Below are 16,217 nucleotides of genomic sequence, written 5' to 3' on the forward strand. Positions count from 1 at the left end.
GTGCGCAAGGCTTGGCAAGGTGCCTGCGGCCAAGGCATAGCCTCGGCATGACCGAGCCCCATAGCAACATCGCCGGCTTTCCCGAGCGGCCGACCTTCGTCACCCATCTCGAATGTTCGCTGACCGGCGAACGCTACGAGGCCGACCGGCTCCACGGCCTGTCGGCGGCGGGACGGCCGCTGCTGGTGCGTTACGATCTCGACGCCGCCAGGGCAGCCTTCACCAAGGCGGCGCTGCACGAGCGCCCCCGCGACCTGTGGCGCTACCGCGAGATATTGCCGGTCCGCCACGCCGCGAACATCGTCAGCCTCGGCGAACAGGAAACCCCGATCATCCCGCTGCCAGCGACCGGCAAGCGGATCGGTTTCACCGATCTGCTGGTCAAGGACGAGGGCCGGCTGCCAACCGGATCGTTCAAGGCGCGCGGGCTGGTGATGGCGATCGCGATGGCGAAGGAACTGGGCGTCACCACGATCGCGATGCCGACCAACGGCAATGCCGGCGCGGCGGCGGCGGCCTATGCCAGCCGGGCCGGGATCGAGGCGGTGATCTTCTGTCCCGACGACACCCCCGAGATCAACGTCCGCGAGATCGCCGCACAAGGCGCGCGGGTCTATCGGGTCAACGGGCTGATCGACCAGTGCGGCGCGCTGGTCGGCGAAGGCGCCAAGACCAATGGCTGGTTCGACCTGTCGACGCTGAAGGAGCCCTATCGGATCGAAGGCAAGAAGACGATGGGACTCGAACTCGCCGAGCAGTTCGGCTGGGACGTGCCCGACGCGATCTTCTACCCGACCGGCGGCGGCACCGGGCTGATCGGCATGTGGAAGGCATTCGACGAGCTCGAGGCGCTCGGCTTCATCGGGTCGAAGCGTCCCAAGATGTTCGCGGTCCAGGCCGAGGGCTGCGCCCCGATCGTCAAAGCGTATGACGAAGGCCAGCGCCATGCCGAGCGCTGGGAGGGCGCCCACACGATCGCGATGGGAATCCGCGTGCCCAAGGCGGTCGGCGACTTCCTGATCCTCGACGCGGTGCGCGAAAGCGGCGGGCGAGCGCTTGCGGTGTCCGATGCGGCGATCGCCGAGGCGGTCGTGCGGGTCGGCCGCGAAGACGGGCTGCTGCTCTGCCCCGAAGGCGGCGCGACGCTGGCGGCCGCCGAACTGGCGCTCAAGGCCGGCTATGTCGCCGCCGACGACAAGGTGCTGCTGTTCAACTGCGCGGCCGGCCTCAAATATCCGCTCGAGGATCTTTCGGGGACGATCGACCTCAACGGGCCGATCGACTTCGCAAAGCTCTGAACGCCGCCCTCTCCCGCGTCGCGGGAGAGGGCTTGCCGTCAATCCATCGCCACCGGGCCCGCGGCCGGCGCCGGACGGCGGGTGAGCCAGACGGTGCCGACCAGCCCGACCATCAGCCAGCCGCAGACCCAGAAGATGTCGGTCGTCGCCAACAGATAGGCCTGGTTGACCATCTGGCGGGTGATCACCGCGGCGCCCTGGACCGCGGTCGCGCCGAGATGGCCGAATCCTGCCAGCGCCTGGTCATAGCCGGGCGCGAAGGCGGTGAAGCTTTCCGACAACCGGCTCTGGTGGAGCGTCTCGCGCCGGTCCCAGGCGGTGGTGACGATCGACGCCGCAAAGCTGCCCGCGGTGATGCGCACGAAATTGGTGATGCCGGTCGCCGAAGGCAGTTTCTCGGGCGGGACGCCGTCGAGCGAGATCGTCACCAGCGACAGGAAGAAGGTGCTCATCGCCGCGCCCTGGACGAACAGCGGCAACGCCAGGCTCCAGAAGCTCGCATAGGTCGTATAGCCCGAGCGCATGAAATAGGACGCGCCGAAGGCGGCGAAGGCGAAGGTCGCGAGCCAGCGCGCATCGATCTTGCCGCTGGCGCGCGCGACGAACGGGGTCAGCAGCACCGCGACCGCACCGCTGGGGGCGGCGACCAGCCCCGCCCAGGTTGCGGTATAGCCGAGCTGGGTCTGCAGCCACAGCGGCTGGAGCAGCGACGAGCCGAAGAACACCGCATAGCCGAGGCACAGCGCGACCGTGCCGAACAGGAAGTTGCGATGTTTGAACAGGCTCAGGTCGATCGCGGGATGATCGTCGGTCAGTTCCCAGATCAGCCAGACGACGAAGCCGACGATGGCGACGAGGGTGCAGACCACGATCGTCGGCGAGTTGAACCAGTCGTCATTCTTGCCGAGGTCGAGCATGATCTGGAGCGCGCCGACCCACACCACCAGCAGCGACAGCCCGATCGTATCGATCGGCAGTTTGCGGGTCGGCGTCTCGCGCGACTTGAGCGAGCGCCACGAGATCAGCCCGGCGAACAGCCCCACCGGGAGGTTGATCAGGAAGATCCAGCTCCAATGGTAATTGTCGGAGATATAGCCGCCGAGCACCGGCCCCATGATCGGCGCGACCAATGTCGTCATCGACCAGATGCCGAGCGCGGTCGCGCGCTTGTGCGGCGGGAAGATCGCGATCAGCAGCGCCTGGCTGCCCGGGATCATCGGCCCCGACACCGCGCCCTGCAGGATGCGGAAGATGATCAGCGACGACAGGTTCCAGGCGATCCCGCACAGCAGCGATGCGACCGTGAACAGCATCACCGACACGCAGAAGGTCCGCACCACCCCGAACCGGCCCATCAGCCAGCCGGTCAGTGGCACCGCCACCCCGTTCGCGACCGCGAACGAGGTAATGATCCAGGTACCGCTGTCGGTGCTGACGCCGAGATTGCCGGCGATCGTCGGCAGCGAGACATTGGCGATGGTGCCGTCGAGCACCTGCATGAAGGTGCCGAGCGCCAGCGCGAAGGCGGTCAGCGCAAGCGCGCCGCCGCGCAGTGGCGCCATGCCACCTTGTCCTGTCTTGCCGGCGGCGCCGGCAGGGGCACCCATCTTAGCGGCCCCGGCCCATATTGGCGGCGATGATCCGGCGAATGTCCTGGTCGACCGCCGGGCTCAGCGCCTCGCTGGTCTTGCTCTGGAAATTCTTCTGCGCCTCGCGCGCCAGCAGCGGTCCCGAATGGTCGCGGACGTCGACCTCGACATCGACCGACATGCCGATCCGCAACGGGTGCGCCTCGAGTTCGCGCGAATCGAGCGCGATCCGCACCGGCAGCCGCTGGACGATCTTGATCCAGTTGCCGCTGGCGTTCTGCGGCGGCAGCAGCGCGAAGGCGTTGCCGGTACCGGCGCCCAGACCGATCACCCGGCCATGATAGTCGGCATCGCCGCCATAGACGTCGGCCTCGATCTTCACCGGCTGGCCGATGCGGATGTTGCGCAACTGGGTCTCGCGGAAATTGGCGTCGATCCACACCGCCTTGAGCGGCACCACCGCCATCAGCGGGGTCCCCGGCGCGACCTGCTGGCCGAGCTGAACGGTGCGCTGGGCGATCACCCCGTCGACCGGCGCGGTCAGGTGCATATGGCCGCGCGCGATCGCGGCGTTGCGGTAACGCGCGATCGCCGCGAGCACCGCCGGATTATTCTCGACGGTGACCCCGGCGACGCTGGTGCGGGCCTGCGCCAGCCGGCTCTGCGCGAGATCGAGCGTCGCCTTGGCGGTGGTCACCGCATCGGCCGAATGCGCGACCTCTTCGCCCGACACCGCACCGTCAGCGGCGGCGCCGCGGCGGCGGCTGAGGTCGTTGCGCGCCTTCGACAGCGCCGCCTGCGCCTGGACGACCTCGGCCTGCGCCTCGTCGACCCCCGACACGTCCGACCGGACCGACCGGACCGCCCGCGCGAGATCGGCCTCGGCCGAGGCGAGATTGACGTCGGCGGTCGCCGGATCGAGATCGATCAGCGGCTGGCCGGCGCGCACGCCTTCGGTGTTGTCGGCATGGATCGCCAGGATCGTGCCGGGCTCGCGCGAGGTGATCGCGACGACGTCGCCCGCGACATAGGCGTCGTCGGTCGACTCGCTGTTGCCGGCCACCAGCAGCGCATAGAGGCCATAACCGATCAACCCGATCAGCACGACCGCACCGACGATCAGCAGCAGCCGCCTGCGGGTCGCCTTTTTCGGCGTGGCGGGCTCGGCAGCGGGCGACGGCGGCGAGCCACGGTCGTCGGATATGCTGTCGTCGGCCTCGGGACGGGAAGCGCTGTTGTCGGTCATGGTCGTGCCTCGGGATTGGCCGGCTTGGCGGCCAGGGAGATGGTCTGGGGATCGAAGTCGCCGCCGATCGCGACGAGCAGCTGGACGCGGCGGATCGCGCCCGACGCGGCGATGTTGACGGCATCCTGCTGGGCGACGAGCAGGCGGGTCCCCGAATCGAGGATGTCGAGCTGCGAGCCGAGCCCGTTTTCGATGCGGGTGCGGTCGAGCCGGACGACGTCGCGCAACCCGCTGACGACCTTCGTCTGCTGGACGGCGTCGTCGGCATTGGCGCGCACCTGCGAGATCGCGTCGCTGGTCTCGCGCACCGCGCGCAGCACCGCATCGTCATAGCCGGCGATCGCGACATCGACCTGCGCGGTCGCGCCCTTGTAGTTCGCCTTGAGCTTGCCGCCTTCGAAGATCGGCAAATGGACCGACGGGCCGGCGCCATAGGTCAGCGCGCCGCCGGTGAACAGATTGCCGAGGCCGATCGCCTGGACGCCGAACGAGCCGAGCAGGTCGATGTTCGGATAGAAGGCCTTGCCCGCGACCTCGCGGCCCGCGCTCGCGGAGGCGATCCGCGCCTGGCCCGCGAGCAGGTCGGGCCGGCGTCCGAGCAGGTCGGCGGGCAGCGTCGCCGGCAGCGGCAGCGCCCGGTCGAACGCCAGGCTGGTGTGGGCGACCGTCGGATAATAATCGGCGCCGCGGCCGGCGAGCGCGGCCAGCGCGTGAACGCGGGTCTCGCGATCGGCGTCGGCGCGAACCTTGGCCTGCTCGGCCTGGGCGAGCAGGGTTTCGGCGGCGCGGATATCGAACTGGCTGGCGAGCTGGTTGCGGACCCGCGACTGGACGAGGCGCAGCGACGAGCGGCGCGAGGCGACATAGTCGCCGGCGATCGCCGACAATTGCTCGGCACGCGCGAGCTCGACATAGGTCTGGGCGACCGCGCCGGTCAGCGCCAGCCGCGCCGCCGCCGCGTCGAGCGCCGCGGCGTCGACATTGGCGCGCGCCTGATCGACCATTGCCGCCTGCCGGCCGAACAGGTCGAGCGACCAGCTCAGATTGGCGGCGGCACTGCCGACCCAGCGGGTCGAGCCGCCATAAGGCGGCGGGATGATATATTTCTCGCTGAGCCGGGTGCGCTGCTCCTCGGCGCTGCCGGCCACCTGCGGGAGGAGGTCGGCGCGTTCGGCGCCTAGCTGCGCCTCGGCGACGCGGATCCGCGCCAGTGCCGAGGCGAGGCTCGGATTGGCGGCAAGGGTGTCGGCCATGATCCGGTCGAGCTGCGGATCGCCAAAGGCGCTCCACCAGCTGGTCGCGACGGGCAAGGCCGCTCCGTCGGGCAGGCCGACCGCCCTGGCGTCGAGCCGGCCGAGCTGGGGCCGGACGTCGGGCGGGGTGCAGCCCGCGAGCAGGAGCGCCGCGAAGCTTGCGGCGAGGATCGGAGAACGGGTCATCATGCCTCTCTGGCGGCCTTGTCGCGCGCCTCGAGCGTGGCGAGCAGCCGGGTCAGCAACCCGATCAGCATCGTCGCCTCGTCATGGGTGAAATCGGACAGGACATCGTTCCACAGCCCGATCATCCGCGGGGTGAGCTCGGCGAGCTTGCCCTCGCCCTCGGGGGTGATGCCCAGATTGATGACCCGGCGGTCCTGCCGGCTGCGCACCCGCTCGACGAGGCCGCGCTGCTCGAGCTGGTCGACCAGCCGGGTGGTGGCGCCGCTGTCATGGTCGAGACAGCGCGACAGGCCGGCGCTGTTCTCGGCCAGTTCGTGGCGTACGAGGTTGAGCGCGATCCACTGCGGCAGGCTGAGCTCGCCATCGGCGAAGGCTTTCTCCGCCAGCCCGACGCCGAGCTTCTGCACGCGCTTGATCAGGAAGGCGATCGAGGTCTGCGGCTCGAAATTCTCGGTAGTGTAGAAATCGCGACTCATTGCATGCCTCAGCAGTCACTGCCTGGGCAGCGATATAGGCGCACGTCACACGGAGTCAATGACGCTGACAAGGATGTCAGTCCGGATAAAATCTCGATAGCGGCGTCAAATTCTGGCGGTGTTTATCGCGCCCACGACTTCGCGCGCCCTCTCCTAAACGGAAGCTGAGCCATCAGGGCAGATATTCCATGACCTTGCCGGCGAGACCGATCGGATCGAATGGCTTGGTGATCACCCCGGCCGCCCCCTGCTCGACGAGCGCGGCGACGTCCTGGGGGCGGGCCTGGGCGGTCATGAAGACCAGCGGGATGTGCGCGGTGGCGAAGTTGGCACGCAGGCGAGCGAGCGCGCCCGGGCCGTCGAGGCCCGGCATCATCACGTCGATCAGCACCAGATCGAACCGGTCGGGGTCGGCGGTCAGGATCGCCACCGCTTCCTCGCCCGATCCCGCCGACTCCACGGCGAGCGCCGGATTCATCTTGAGCGACATCTCGGCGATCAGCCGGATGTCGGGTTCGTCGTCCACACATAAGATCGTGTAGCGCCCGCTCATACCGTCATATCCTCCTGGTGATGAGCCCGGTCGAGGGTGCGGGTCACCGTTTCGACCAGGCGGGGAAGCGCGTTGCGCGATTTGACCAGCACCGCGTCGGCGAGTTGCTGGACTTCATGTTCGATGGTCTGCGCCGAATAGACGATCACCGGGACGTCGCGGGCGATGCCCCGCCGCAGCTCGGCGAGCAGCTCGGCGCCATGGCCGTCGGACAGGCCCAGATCGAGGACGATCGCATCGGGCCGCGCGCCGGCCAGAAACTCGCGCGCGGCGGCAAGGCTGCGCACGCCGACCACCCGCCCGCGCGCACCGAGCGCGGTCGCGAACAGTTCGAGCGTGTCGGCATCGTCGTCGACATGGAGGATGACCGAACGAACCCGCTGCGCCCGGCGCATCGCCTGCTCGATCACCTCGATCAGGCGGTGCGGCTCGAACGGCTTGCGGACCCAGGCCGCCACCTCCATGCGGTGAACGTCGTCGACCGGCTGGGCAGCACCCGAGACGATGATCACCGGCAGATCCCGGAGCCCGTTCGAGGCACGGATCGCGCGCAGCACATCGGCGCCATCGGCATCGTCGAGGGTCAGATCGAGCAGCACCGCGCCATAGCGCCCGGTCCGGACCGCCGGAATCGCCGCCCGCGCGCTGGCGACGATGTCGGCTTCATAGCCATGCGCGGTGAGCACCGACCGGATCGTCGCGCCGACATCGGCATCATCCTCGCACACCAGCAGCCGGCGCGGCAGATCGGGGTCGATATCGCCGCCCTCGAGCCATTCGGGGATCGCGAAAGCGAAGCGGCTCCCCTGCCCCGCGGCATTTTCGAACCAGATATCGCCACCATGGCTGCGCACGATCTCACGCGAGATGGCGAGGCCGAGGCCGCTGCCGGTGACGATCTTGTCCTCGGGCCGGTCGCCCTGGGTGAAGCGCCCGAAAATCCGCTTGCCGAACTCCTCGCTGATCCCCGGTCCCTGGTCGACCACCTCGAGGACATGATTGGCGTTCGAAGGGTGGACGCGCAGCGTCACGGTCGATCCGGCAGGCGAATATTGGATCGCATTGGACAGAAGATTGCTGGTCACCTGCACGAGCCGGTCGATATCGGCGCAGACCGGCGCAGGCAGTTCGCCAGCATCATATTCGATGGTGATCGACTTGCGGTCGGCGAGCCCCTGCATCGCCTGGCGCGCGCGGCGCGCGGCCTCGCGCAGGTCGACCAGCGCGAAGCCGAACGCCATGCGGCCGGTCCGCAGCTGATCCATGTCGAGAATGTCGTTGATCAGCCGGATCAGCCGCTGGCAATTATTCTCGGCGATGTCGGCCAGGCGCTGCGCCTGTTCGGGCAAGGCGCCCGCCGCGCCGCTGCGCAGCAGCCCGAGCGACCCCATCACCGAGGTCAGCGGGGTTCGAAGCTCATGGCTGACGGTGGCGATGAAATCGTCCTTGAGCCGCTCGATCTCCTTGCGATCGGTGATATCGCGCATCGAGGCGACGATATGGACCCCGTCGGGCAAGGGCATTGCGCCCAGCACCATGTCGACATGGATCGGGCTGCCCTCGCGGGTGCGCCCGGCGACGTCGATCAGCGACGGGCGATCGAGGCGGCCGTCACGCAGCCCCAGCCGGTCGAGAAAAGCGCCTTCGCCCGGGGCGATGTCGACCAGCGTGGAAATGTCGCGGCGCAACAGCTCGGACGCGGCATAGCCGAACATGCGTTCGGCGGCGGGATTGATCGTCTCGATGCTGCCGCTGGGGTTGATCAGGACGATGCCGTCGATCGCATAGTCGAAGATCGCGCGCTGGCGCGCCGAGGCGGCATCGCGGCCAAGGCTCTGGCGGCAGGCGTCGCGCCGGCCCAGGCCGATCACCACGCCGAGGGCGATGCTGAACAGCCCGGCAAGACCGATCACCGCCCAGATCATCCGCCAGGTCTGGCGGGTGCGGGCATCGTCGTCGCGCATCTTGGCTTCGAGCAGGTCGCTTTCGGCGTCGATCATCCGCGTGACCGCGGCGCGGATCTGGTCCATCAGCCTCTTACCGTCGCCCTGTTTGAGCCTACCGAACGCGGCATCGGTCCCGGCCCGGTCGCGCAGATCGAGCGTCAGCTGCATCTCGGCGAACTTGGCGCCGACCAGCCGTTCGAGCAGATCGAGATCCTCGCGCCGGTCACGGCCGTCGAAGCCGCGCTCGACCCGCGCGAGCTGCGGCGTGAGATGCGCCTGGGCGCGGCGATAGGGTTCGAGAAAGCTGCGGTCGCCACTGATCAGATAGCCGCGCTGGCCGGTCTCGGCATCCTGCATCAGCGAGAAGAGGCGTTCGATTTCGCGGCGCAGCTCATAGGACTGGCGGACATCGATCCGGCTCTGTCCGGCCCGATCATATTCGCCGCCAAGCCACAGCGCGATCGCGATCAGGATCAGCGGGGCGAGCGCGCTGTAAACCGCGATCTGCCGCCAGCTCGGCCGGATCCGTGTCGCACGGGTCCGGCCCGACCGATCTGGCGCGCCGGGCGAAATCATGCGGGCTCGCCGCCGATGTCGATCAGCGGGCGGATCGCCAGGATCGCCTGGGTGCGATTGGAAACCCCCAGCTTGCGGAAGATCGCCGAGAGATGCGCCTTGATCGTCGCCTCGGTGACGCCGAGATCGCCGGCGATCCGCTTGTTGAGATCGCCCTTGACCAGCGCGAACAGCACCCGGCGCTGGGCCGCCGACAGATCGTCGATCCGGTTGCGGATCGAGCTGATGTCGTCGACCGACGCATCGCTCGGCGGAAAGATCGTGCCGCCGGCGAGCAAGGTCCCGATCGCGGTCGCGGTCTCGTCGAGCGGGCGCCGTTTCGACAGATAGCCTGCGGCGCCGAGCGCGCGGGCGGCGGCGATGACCCGCGGGCTGTCCTCGGCCGAGATGATCGCGATCGGCACCCGTCCGAGCAGATGCTGGAGGCGGAAGAAGCCGCTGAAGCCATCGGCGTCGGGCAGGCGATAATCGAGCAGCAACAGGACATAGTCACGGTGAAGATTGACCAGCCGTTCGGCCGCCGCGACGCTCTCGGCGGCGTCGACCCCATAGCCCGGATGCCGCGCGCGGATCGCGAGCTGCAACCCTTCATGGATCAGCGGATGGTCGTCCGCGATGAGAATTCGCCCCCTTGCCATAAGCGCATCCTGGTGTTTGAGTGCTTCCGGGAACGATGAGCCGATAAATAGAACGCAGCGCTGAACGCGGTATTTCTGCGGAAATCGGCGAGTTCTTCCTGCGGAAAGTCATGAGGAGGGGGTCTTGGCATTCGGCCCATCGAGCGGGAACTACGATATTCTCCTAGTCGATGATCAGCCCATCTATCATGATGTGGTGCGCGCGATCCTGGAATCGCGCGGTTTTGCGGCGCTTTCGGCGATGAGCGGCGAAGCCGCGATCGAGGCTGCCGAGGGCGGCGAATTCGCGCTGATCCTGATGGACGTCGACCTTCCGGGGCTCGACGGCTATGCGACCGCGGCGCGGATCCGCAGGATCGGGGAATGGGCGGCGATATGCCCGATCATCGCCTTCACCACCGGATCGCGCGAACGCGGGCCCGCCGACAAGGTGACCGACGACCATCTCGCCAAACCGTTCACCGCGACCGAACTGCTGCGGATGATCGACAAATGGATGGGCGCGATCGGCGGTACCGCCGAGCATGATCCGACCGCCAGGCTGGCGACGCTGCTCGGCCCCGAAGCGACCGCCGATCTGGTCGATCGTTTCCATGTCCAGCTCGAAACCGCCTCGCTGTCGGCGGCGCGCGGTGACGAGGATGTCGGCCGGGTCGCGCATCGCATCGGCGGGCTGGCGGGGACGCTCGGCTATGCCGCGCTCAGCGCCGCATGGCTGGCGGTCGAACATGGCGCAGCCGGCGCGATCGACCTCGCGCAGCGGCTGTCGGGCGAGGCGCTGACCCGGCATGAAGCGCACCGCGCCCGTGCGAAAGCATCGCCGTCCGCCGACGGCTGACCCCGGTCAGGCGGCAAGCTGGGTCCGGGTGATCGAGCTGATACTGGCGATATGCTTGCCTGCTTCGTCGACGATCGCGACCCCGGCGCGCGCCTCCTCGACCCCGCCGGCGAGCTGGCGACGGACGATATTTTCGAGCACGGCATGGGCATGGCCGATCGCCAGCGCGAGATCGGGAAGTTCGATGCCGACCGGATCGGGGTGCATGCCCTCGTCCGAGACATGGAAGAAATAGCGGCCGCCACGACCCGAATAGCGCGCCGCCGCGCCATAGCGCGCGGCATGGTCGACCGGATTCAGGCGCGCCCGGTGGCGCGCGACATCCTTGATCAGCTTGATCAGGTCCTGCGCATCGCGCACCGCATGCGCCTTGTCGAAGCAGGCCGAAGCGCCGCGCCCGAGCGCCTTGGCGCGCATGTCCGACCCCTCGACGGTCTGGCCCGAAAGCATCACCACCGGAATGCCGCGGCGGACGAGCGTGTCGAGATAGTCGAGCCCGTTCGTGCCGGGCATCTCGATGTCGAGGGTGACGACATCGACCTGGTTCGTCGCCAGCATCCGTGCGGCATCTGCGGTCGATCCGACCGCGCCGACGATGTTGATGCCTTGGGCCTTCTGCAACAGATCGGTCATCATCGCCCGGATCACCAGCGAGTCGTCGATAATCAGCAGGTTAACCAATGCACTCATCGAGGGCCCCGAGTCGCGGTATCGAAAATCGATCCGATTGGGTGTTCCTAGGCTGACGCGGTTGAAAGCGGCGCTAATGGCGACGCCGCAAAACCACCCGAACCATTAGACTTTGGGCTAGGATATGGATCCTGCACACCGGCCCGACGATCGACCGGCATGGCCGTGGCGAAATCGCCCGCCCGTCCCCGCTGAGCGAAAAATCTGCGCCGAACCGCCACGCAACCCTATGCCCGTCACGGCGTTATGGTGACGCGTGCAAGCGCGGTTGGGGGCTTCGGCCGGTTAGACATCATGGAAACAGAGTGGCCGAATTCGATAAAGTCGATCTGACGAACTGCGATCGCGAACCCATCCACCTGCTCGGGGCGATCCAGCTCCCGGGCTTCCTCATCGCGGTCAGCACCGACTGGATCATCGCCCGGGTGTCGAAGAACATCCGCGATCTGCTCGGCTTCGATCCCGACGACCTGATCGGCTGTCCGCTCGCGGACTATGTACCGGCCACCCTGCTCCACGAATTGCGCAACAAGATCTCCTATCTGTCGGCCCCCGACATGGTCGAGCGGCTGTTCGGCTGCCAGATCGGCACCTCGGGCCAGCCCTATGACATCGCGATCCATTTCTCCGCCGGACAGATCGTCGTCGAAGCCGAGCCGGGCAACCCGCCGAGTGGCGATGCGACCAACGCCGTCCGGGCGATGATGTCGCGGCTCGACCGCACCCCGGACCTCAACGGCTTCTTCCGCGAAGGCGCCCGCCAGGTCCGCGCGCTGCTCGGTTACGACCGGGTGATGGTCTATAAATTCGCGGCCGGCGGATCGGGCGAGGTCGTCGCCGAAGCGTGCAAGGGCGGGATCGGCAGCTTCCTCGGCCTCCATTATCCCGCCAGCGACATCCCCCGCCAGGCGCGCGCGCTCTACAAGCGCAACCTCGTCCGGGTGATCCGCAACGTCGAGTCCGAACCGGTCGCGATCGTGCCGGCGGTCGACGCCGCCGGCCAGCGGCTCGACCTGTCACTGTCGATCCTGCGGTCGGTGTCGCCGATCCACATCGAATATCTCAAGAATATGGGCGTCGCGGCCTCGCTGTCGATCTCGATCGTCGTCGACGACGAGCTGTGGGGCCTGTTCTCCTGCCACCATTATGCGCCGCGATCGCCGACCTTCGAGCGCCGGTCGCTGTGCGAGCTGTTCGCCGAGATGTTCGCGATGCGGCTCGAATCGCGCGAGCGGCGGCAGATCGTCGAATATGAGCGGCGCGCCCGCGACATTTCCGATCAGTTGCTCGGGGCGGTCGCCTCCGACGAGACCCTGCTCAACGATCCCGACTGGCTCGGCGACATCCTGACCAGTGCGATCCCCGCCAACGGGGTCGGGGTGTGGATCAACGGCAACTATGCCTTTTCGGGCATCACCCCGCCGACCGAGGATTTCCGCCGCATCGTCCGCGCGCTCAACGGGCTCGCGGCCGGGCGCGTCTACACCACCGACCATATCGGCGGACTGATCGAGGATGCCGGGAGGTTCGCCGACCGCGCCGCCGGGCTGCTGGCGATCCCGATCTCGCGGTCGCCACGCGACTATGTCATCCTGTTCCGGACCGAGCTCAAGCAATCGGTGCGCTGGGCGGGCGACCCACACAAGCCGATCGAATATGGCCCGAACGGCCCGCGCCTCACCCCGCGCGAGAGCTTCGCCGAATGGCAGGAAACGGTCGAGGGCCATGCCGAGCCGTTCACCGTCTCCGAACTCAGGGTCGCCGAGACGCTGCGCGCCACCCTGATCGAGGTCGTGCTGCGGCTCGCCGACGAGGCTGCGGCCGAGCGGCGCCAGTCGACCGCGCGGCAGGAGATGCTGATCGCCGAGCTCAACCACCGCGTCCGCAACATCCTCGGCGTCATCCGTGGCCTCATCCGCCAGTCGCAGCCCGACAGCCCCGAGGTGAAGGAATTCGTGCGACTGGTCGACGGGCGCATCCACGCGCTGGCGCGCGCCCACAATCAGATCACCGACGATCATTGGGGTCCCGCACCGCTCAACGCGCTGATCGACGCCGAGGCGGCGGCGTTCGCCGCCGACCGGCAAAGCGCGATCATCGCCAGCGGCAGCCCGGTCCTGCTCAACCCGCAGGCCTATTCGACGATGGCGCTGGTCATCCACGAGCTGGTGACCAACTCGACCAAATATGGCAGCCTCTCGGGCGACGGCGTAGTCCATATCGACTGGTCGCGCGACGCCGCCGGCGACCTGGTCTTCGGCTGGAAGGAAAGCGGCGGCCCGCCGGTGTCGCCGCCCAAACGCAAGGGGTTCGGGACGACGATCGTCAACCGCTCGGTGCCCTATGATCTCGGCGGCAAGGCTAGCATCGACTATCCGGTCGAGGGGGTGCGCGCCATATTCTGTATCCCGGCACGCCACGTCTCCGAACCAAAATCCTTCGGCGGCACGGCGATCCGCCTCCCCCGCCCAAACGTATCGAGTCAGCAGACGATCGATCCGTCGGTGTTCGGCCGCAAGGCGGTGCTGCTGGTCGAGGACAGCCTGATCATCGCGCTCGACGCCGAGGATATATTGAGCCGGTTCGGCGCGGCCGTGTCCACCGCGTCGACACCGGATGCGGCGCACGACATCCTCGACCAGGAGCGGGTCGACTTCGCGATCCTCGACATCAATCTCGGCGACCAGACCAGCTTCGGCGTCGCCGACCGGCTGACTGAACTCGGCATCCCCTTCTTCTTCGCGTCGGGCTACGGCGAGCAGGCCAACCTGCCGATGGAGCATCGCAGCGCGACGGTGGTGCAGAAGCCTTACACCACCCACAATATCGCCAAGGCCATCGACGACCTGTTCGGCTAGCTTGGCTTCGCCCACCAAGCGCGGCGGACGCCCGAACCATCCTAGAGTGCGTCCTGATTAGATTGATCAGGACACAGTCTAGATTGTCTTTGTTTTCCGTATTTTCCGAGCCGTCAGGTGATTCCACCTGACTTGAAAATACTCTATCGCTTGGGATTGAGTACCGACCAGCCGGTCGCGACTGACAGCCGCTCGAGCGCAAGGCTGCCGATCAGCGAATTGCCGCGCTCGTTGAGACCCGGCGACCAGACCGCGATCGAGGCGATCCCGGGAACGATGGTGAGGATGCCGCCGCCGACGCCGGATTTGCCAGGCATGCCGACGCGGAAGGCGAATTCGCCCGATCCGTCATAATGGCCGCACAGCATCATCAGCGCGTTGATCCGGCGCGCGCGCAGCGGCGAGATCACGCTGTGGCCGGTGGCGGGATGATGGCCCTCGAACATCAGGTAGCGGCCGGCGAGCGCGAGCTGGCGGCAGTTCATGCTGAGCGCGCACTGATGGAAATAGACGCTCAGCACATCCTCGACCTTATGTTCGAGATTGCCGAAGGCCCGCATATAATTGGCGAGTGCGGTGTTGCGGAAGCCGGTGTCGGCCTCGCCCTGGGCGACGTCGTTGTCGATCACCACCTCGGCATCATAGTCGCTGGCGAGATGGCGCATGAAGCGCAATATCTCGCCGATCGCGTCGGCGGGCTTGTAGCCGGCGAGGATGACGTCACTGACCACGATCGCCCCGGCGTTGATGAACGGGTTGCGCGGAATGCCCTGTTCGGATTCGAGCTGGACGATCGAGTTGAACGCGCTGCCCGACGGCTCGCGGCCGACCCGCCGCCACAGCGCGTCGCCGACCTTGCCGAGCGCGAGGGTGAGCGCGAACACTTTCGAGATCGACTGGATCGAAAAGGGCATGTCGGCGTCGCCCGCCGAATGGACGCTGCCCTTGGCGGTGACGATCGAGATGCCGAAATGCTTCGGATCGATGCAGGCAAGTCCGGGGATATAGTCGGCGACCTTGCCGCGGTCGGGCTGCTGGCGCATTTCGTCGGCGATCCTGCGGACGATCGCATCAAGATCCAGATCCATCGGCATCCCCCTCTTCCCCTCCTCGCCCCTTCCGCGGGCTCTACCGCGCGATCAGATCGACGAACCGCCGTGCCGCGGTCGACATCCGTTCACGATGGATCAGCCACAGGCTGCTCACCGCCTCGGGATCGTCGAGCTGGCGGAACACTATGTTTTCCGGGTGCAGCACCGCAAGCGATCGCGTGAGGATCGTGACCCCCATCCCCGCGGCGACCAGGCCGAGCAGGGTCGACAGGCCGAGCGCCTCCTGCACCGCGCGCGGTGCGAATCCCGCGCGGGCACAGAGCCGTTCGAGATGGTCGTTGAAACCCGCGCCGAATTCGGACTGGTAGAGCACCCAGGCCTCGTCGCGCAGATCGGCGATCGACGGCGCGCGCGCCTGGTGCGCCAGCGGATGGTCGCTGCGCATCGCCAGCAGCAGCGGCTCCTTCATGATCATCGTCGCGACCAGATTCGACGCCAGCGGCGCCAGGTCGAAGCCGCGGATGAAGCCGATGTCCATGCGTTCGGTGCCGAGCTTGTCGAGCTGTTCGCCGCGCGACATTTCGGCGAGGATCAGCCGGATCGACGGGAAATCGTCGCGAAATGCCGACAGCGCCTGCGCGAACACCGCGGTGAACGGCACCGACGGCGAAAAGCCGATCGACAGCTCGCCCAGCTCGCCGCGCTGCGCCCGGCGCGCGACATCGACGGCGTGCGCCGCCTGGTCGAGGGTGAGCCGCGCTTCGGCGAGGAAGAGCTGTCCGACTTCGGTCAGCATGACGCGGCGGCTGGTCCGCTCGAACAAGGCTACCCCGAGTTCATCCTCGAGCGCGCGGATCTGCTGGCTGAGCGGCGGCTGCGACATGCCCAGCCGCTCGGCGGCACGGCCGAAATGCAGTTCGTCGGCGACCGCCGCGAAATAGCGAAGATGGCGCAATTCCATTGATCTAGTCGTATAACATATCGATCAAGGTGCAATCCATATTAGACGCCACCGACT

13 protein-coding genes are annotated in these 16,217 nt (G+C 67.4%); 3 read left to right on the forward strand and 10 right to left on the reverse strand.

The window, feature by feature from the left end:
* Positions 1-47: 47 nt before the first annotated feature.
* Positions 48-1,298: a threonine synthase gene (locus tag AC1RM6_RS27240; RefSeq protein WP_493107203.1), complete on the forward strand. Its 1,251-nt coding sequence runs from the start codon at positions 48-50 to the stop codon at positions 1,296-1,298.
* A gap of 38 nt (positions 1,299-1,336) precedes the next feature.
* On the opposite strand, the gene AC1RM6_RS27245 is transcribed toward AC1RM6_RS27240, so the two are convergent.
* The 7 genes from AC1RM6_RS27245 to AC1RM6_RS27275 form a co-directional block, all read right to left on the reverse strand.
* Positions 1,337-2,905, reverse strand: coding sequence for a DHA2 family efflux MFS transporter permease subunit (locus tag AC1RM6_RS27245; RefSeq protein WP_493107205.1), 1,569 nt, complete (start codon positions 2,903-2,905; stop codon positions 1,337-1,339).
* A gap of 1 nt (position 2,906) precedes the next feature.
* Positions 2,907-4,133 (reverse strand): HlyD family secretion protein, encoded by a 1,227-nt coding sequence (locus AC1RM6_RS27250; protein WP_493107207.1) that lies wholly within the window; start codon positions 4,131-4,133, stop codon positions 2,907-2,909.
* Entirely contained in the window at positions 4,130-5,572 is a 1,443-nt protein-coding gene (locus tag AC1RM6_RS27255) for an efflux transporter outer membrane subunit (RefSeq protein ID WP_493107209.1), read from the reverse strand. Before AC1RM6_RS27255 ends, AC1RM6_RS27250 begins: the two co-directional genes overlap by 4 nt.
* Positions 5,572-6,048 (reverse strand): MarR family winged helix-turn-helix transcriptional regulator, encoded by a 477-nt coding sequence (locus AC1RM6_RS27260; protein ID WP_493107211.1) that lies wholly within the window; start codon positions 6,046-6,048, stop codon positions 5,572-5,574. The genes AC1RM6_RS27255 and AC1RM6_RS27260 overlap by 1 nt, the downstream gene beginning before the upstream one ends.
* A gap of 172 nt (positions 6,049-6,220) precedes the next feature.
* Entirely contained in the window at positions 6,221-6,574 is a 354-nt protein-coding gene (locus AC1RM6_RS27265; protein WP_493107212.1) for a response regulator, read from the reverse strand.
* Positions 6,575-6,597: 23 nt separating this feature from the next.
* Entirely contained in the window at positions 6,598-9,123 is a 2,526-nt protein-coding gene (locus tag AC1RM6_RS27270; RefSeq protein WP_493107214.1) for a CHASE3 domain-containing protein, read from the reverse strand.
* Positions 9,120-9,761 (reverse strand): response regulator transcription factor, encoded by a 642-nt coding sequence (locus AC1RM6_RS27275; protein WP_493107216.1) that lies wholly within the window; start codon positions 9,759-9,761, stop codon positions 9,120-9,122. The genes AC1RM6_RS27270 and AC1RM6_RS27275 overlap by 4 nt, the downstream gene beginning before the upstream one ends.
* A 124-nt stretch (positions 9,762-9,885) precedes the next feature.
* On the opposite strand from AC1RM6_RS27275, the gene AC1RM6_RS27280 reads away from it, so the two are divergent.
* Entirely contained in the window at positions 9,886-10,599 is a 714-nt protein-coding gene (locus AC1RM6_RS27280; protein WP_493107217.1) for a response regulator, read from the forward strand.
* A 6-nt stretch (positions 10,600-10,605) separates the two neighbouring features.
* On the opposite strand, the gene AC1RM6_RS27285 is transcribed toward AC1RM6_RS27280, so the two are convergent.
* A complete protein-coding gene (locus tag AC1RM6_RS27285; RefSeq protein ID WP_493107219.1) occupies positions 10,606-11,289 on the reverse strand; it encodes a response regulator in 684 nt (227 codons plus the stop codon).
* Positions 11,290-11,594: 305 nt separating this feature from the next.
* Between AC1RM6_RS27285 and AC1RM6_RS27290 the strand changes: the two genes are divergently transcribed.
* Positions 11,595-14,147 (forward strand): HWE histidine kinase domain-containing protein, encoded by a 2,553-nt coding sequence (locus tag AC1RM6_RS27290; protein WP_493107220.1) that lies wholly within the window; start codon positions 11,595-11,597, stop codon positions 14,145-14,147.
* A 143-nt stretch (positions 14,148-14,290) separates the two neighbouring features.
* Here the strand turns inward: AC1RM6_RS27290 and AC1RM6_RS27295 are convergent, their stop codons facing one another.
* Positions 14,291-15,235, reverse strand: a complete 945-nt coding sequence (locus AC1RM6_RS27295; protein WP_493107222.1) for a glutaminase — start codon at positions 15,233-15,235, stop codon at positions 14,291-14,293.
* A 40-nt stretch (positions 15,236-15,275) separates the two neighbouring features.
* Positions 15,276-16,160 carry a LysR substrate-binding domain-containing protein gene (locus AC1RM6_RS27300; protein ID WP_493107224.1) on the reverse strand — a complete coding sequence of 295 codons (885 nt, stop codon included), beginning with the start codon at positions 16,158-16,160 and terminating at the stop codon, positions 15,276-15,278.
* Positions 16,161-16,217: the final 57 nt, after the last annotated feature.

This window comes from Rhizorhabdus sp. GW822-FHT03C02, assembly GCF_058801765.1.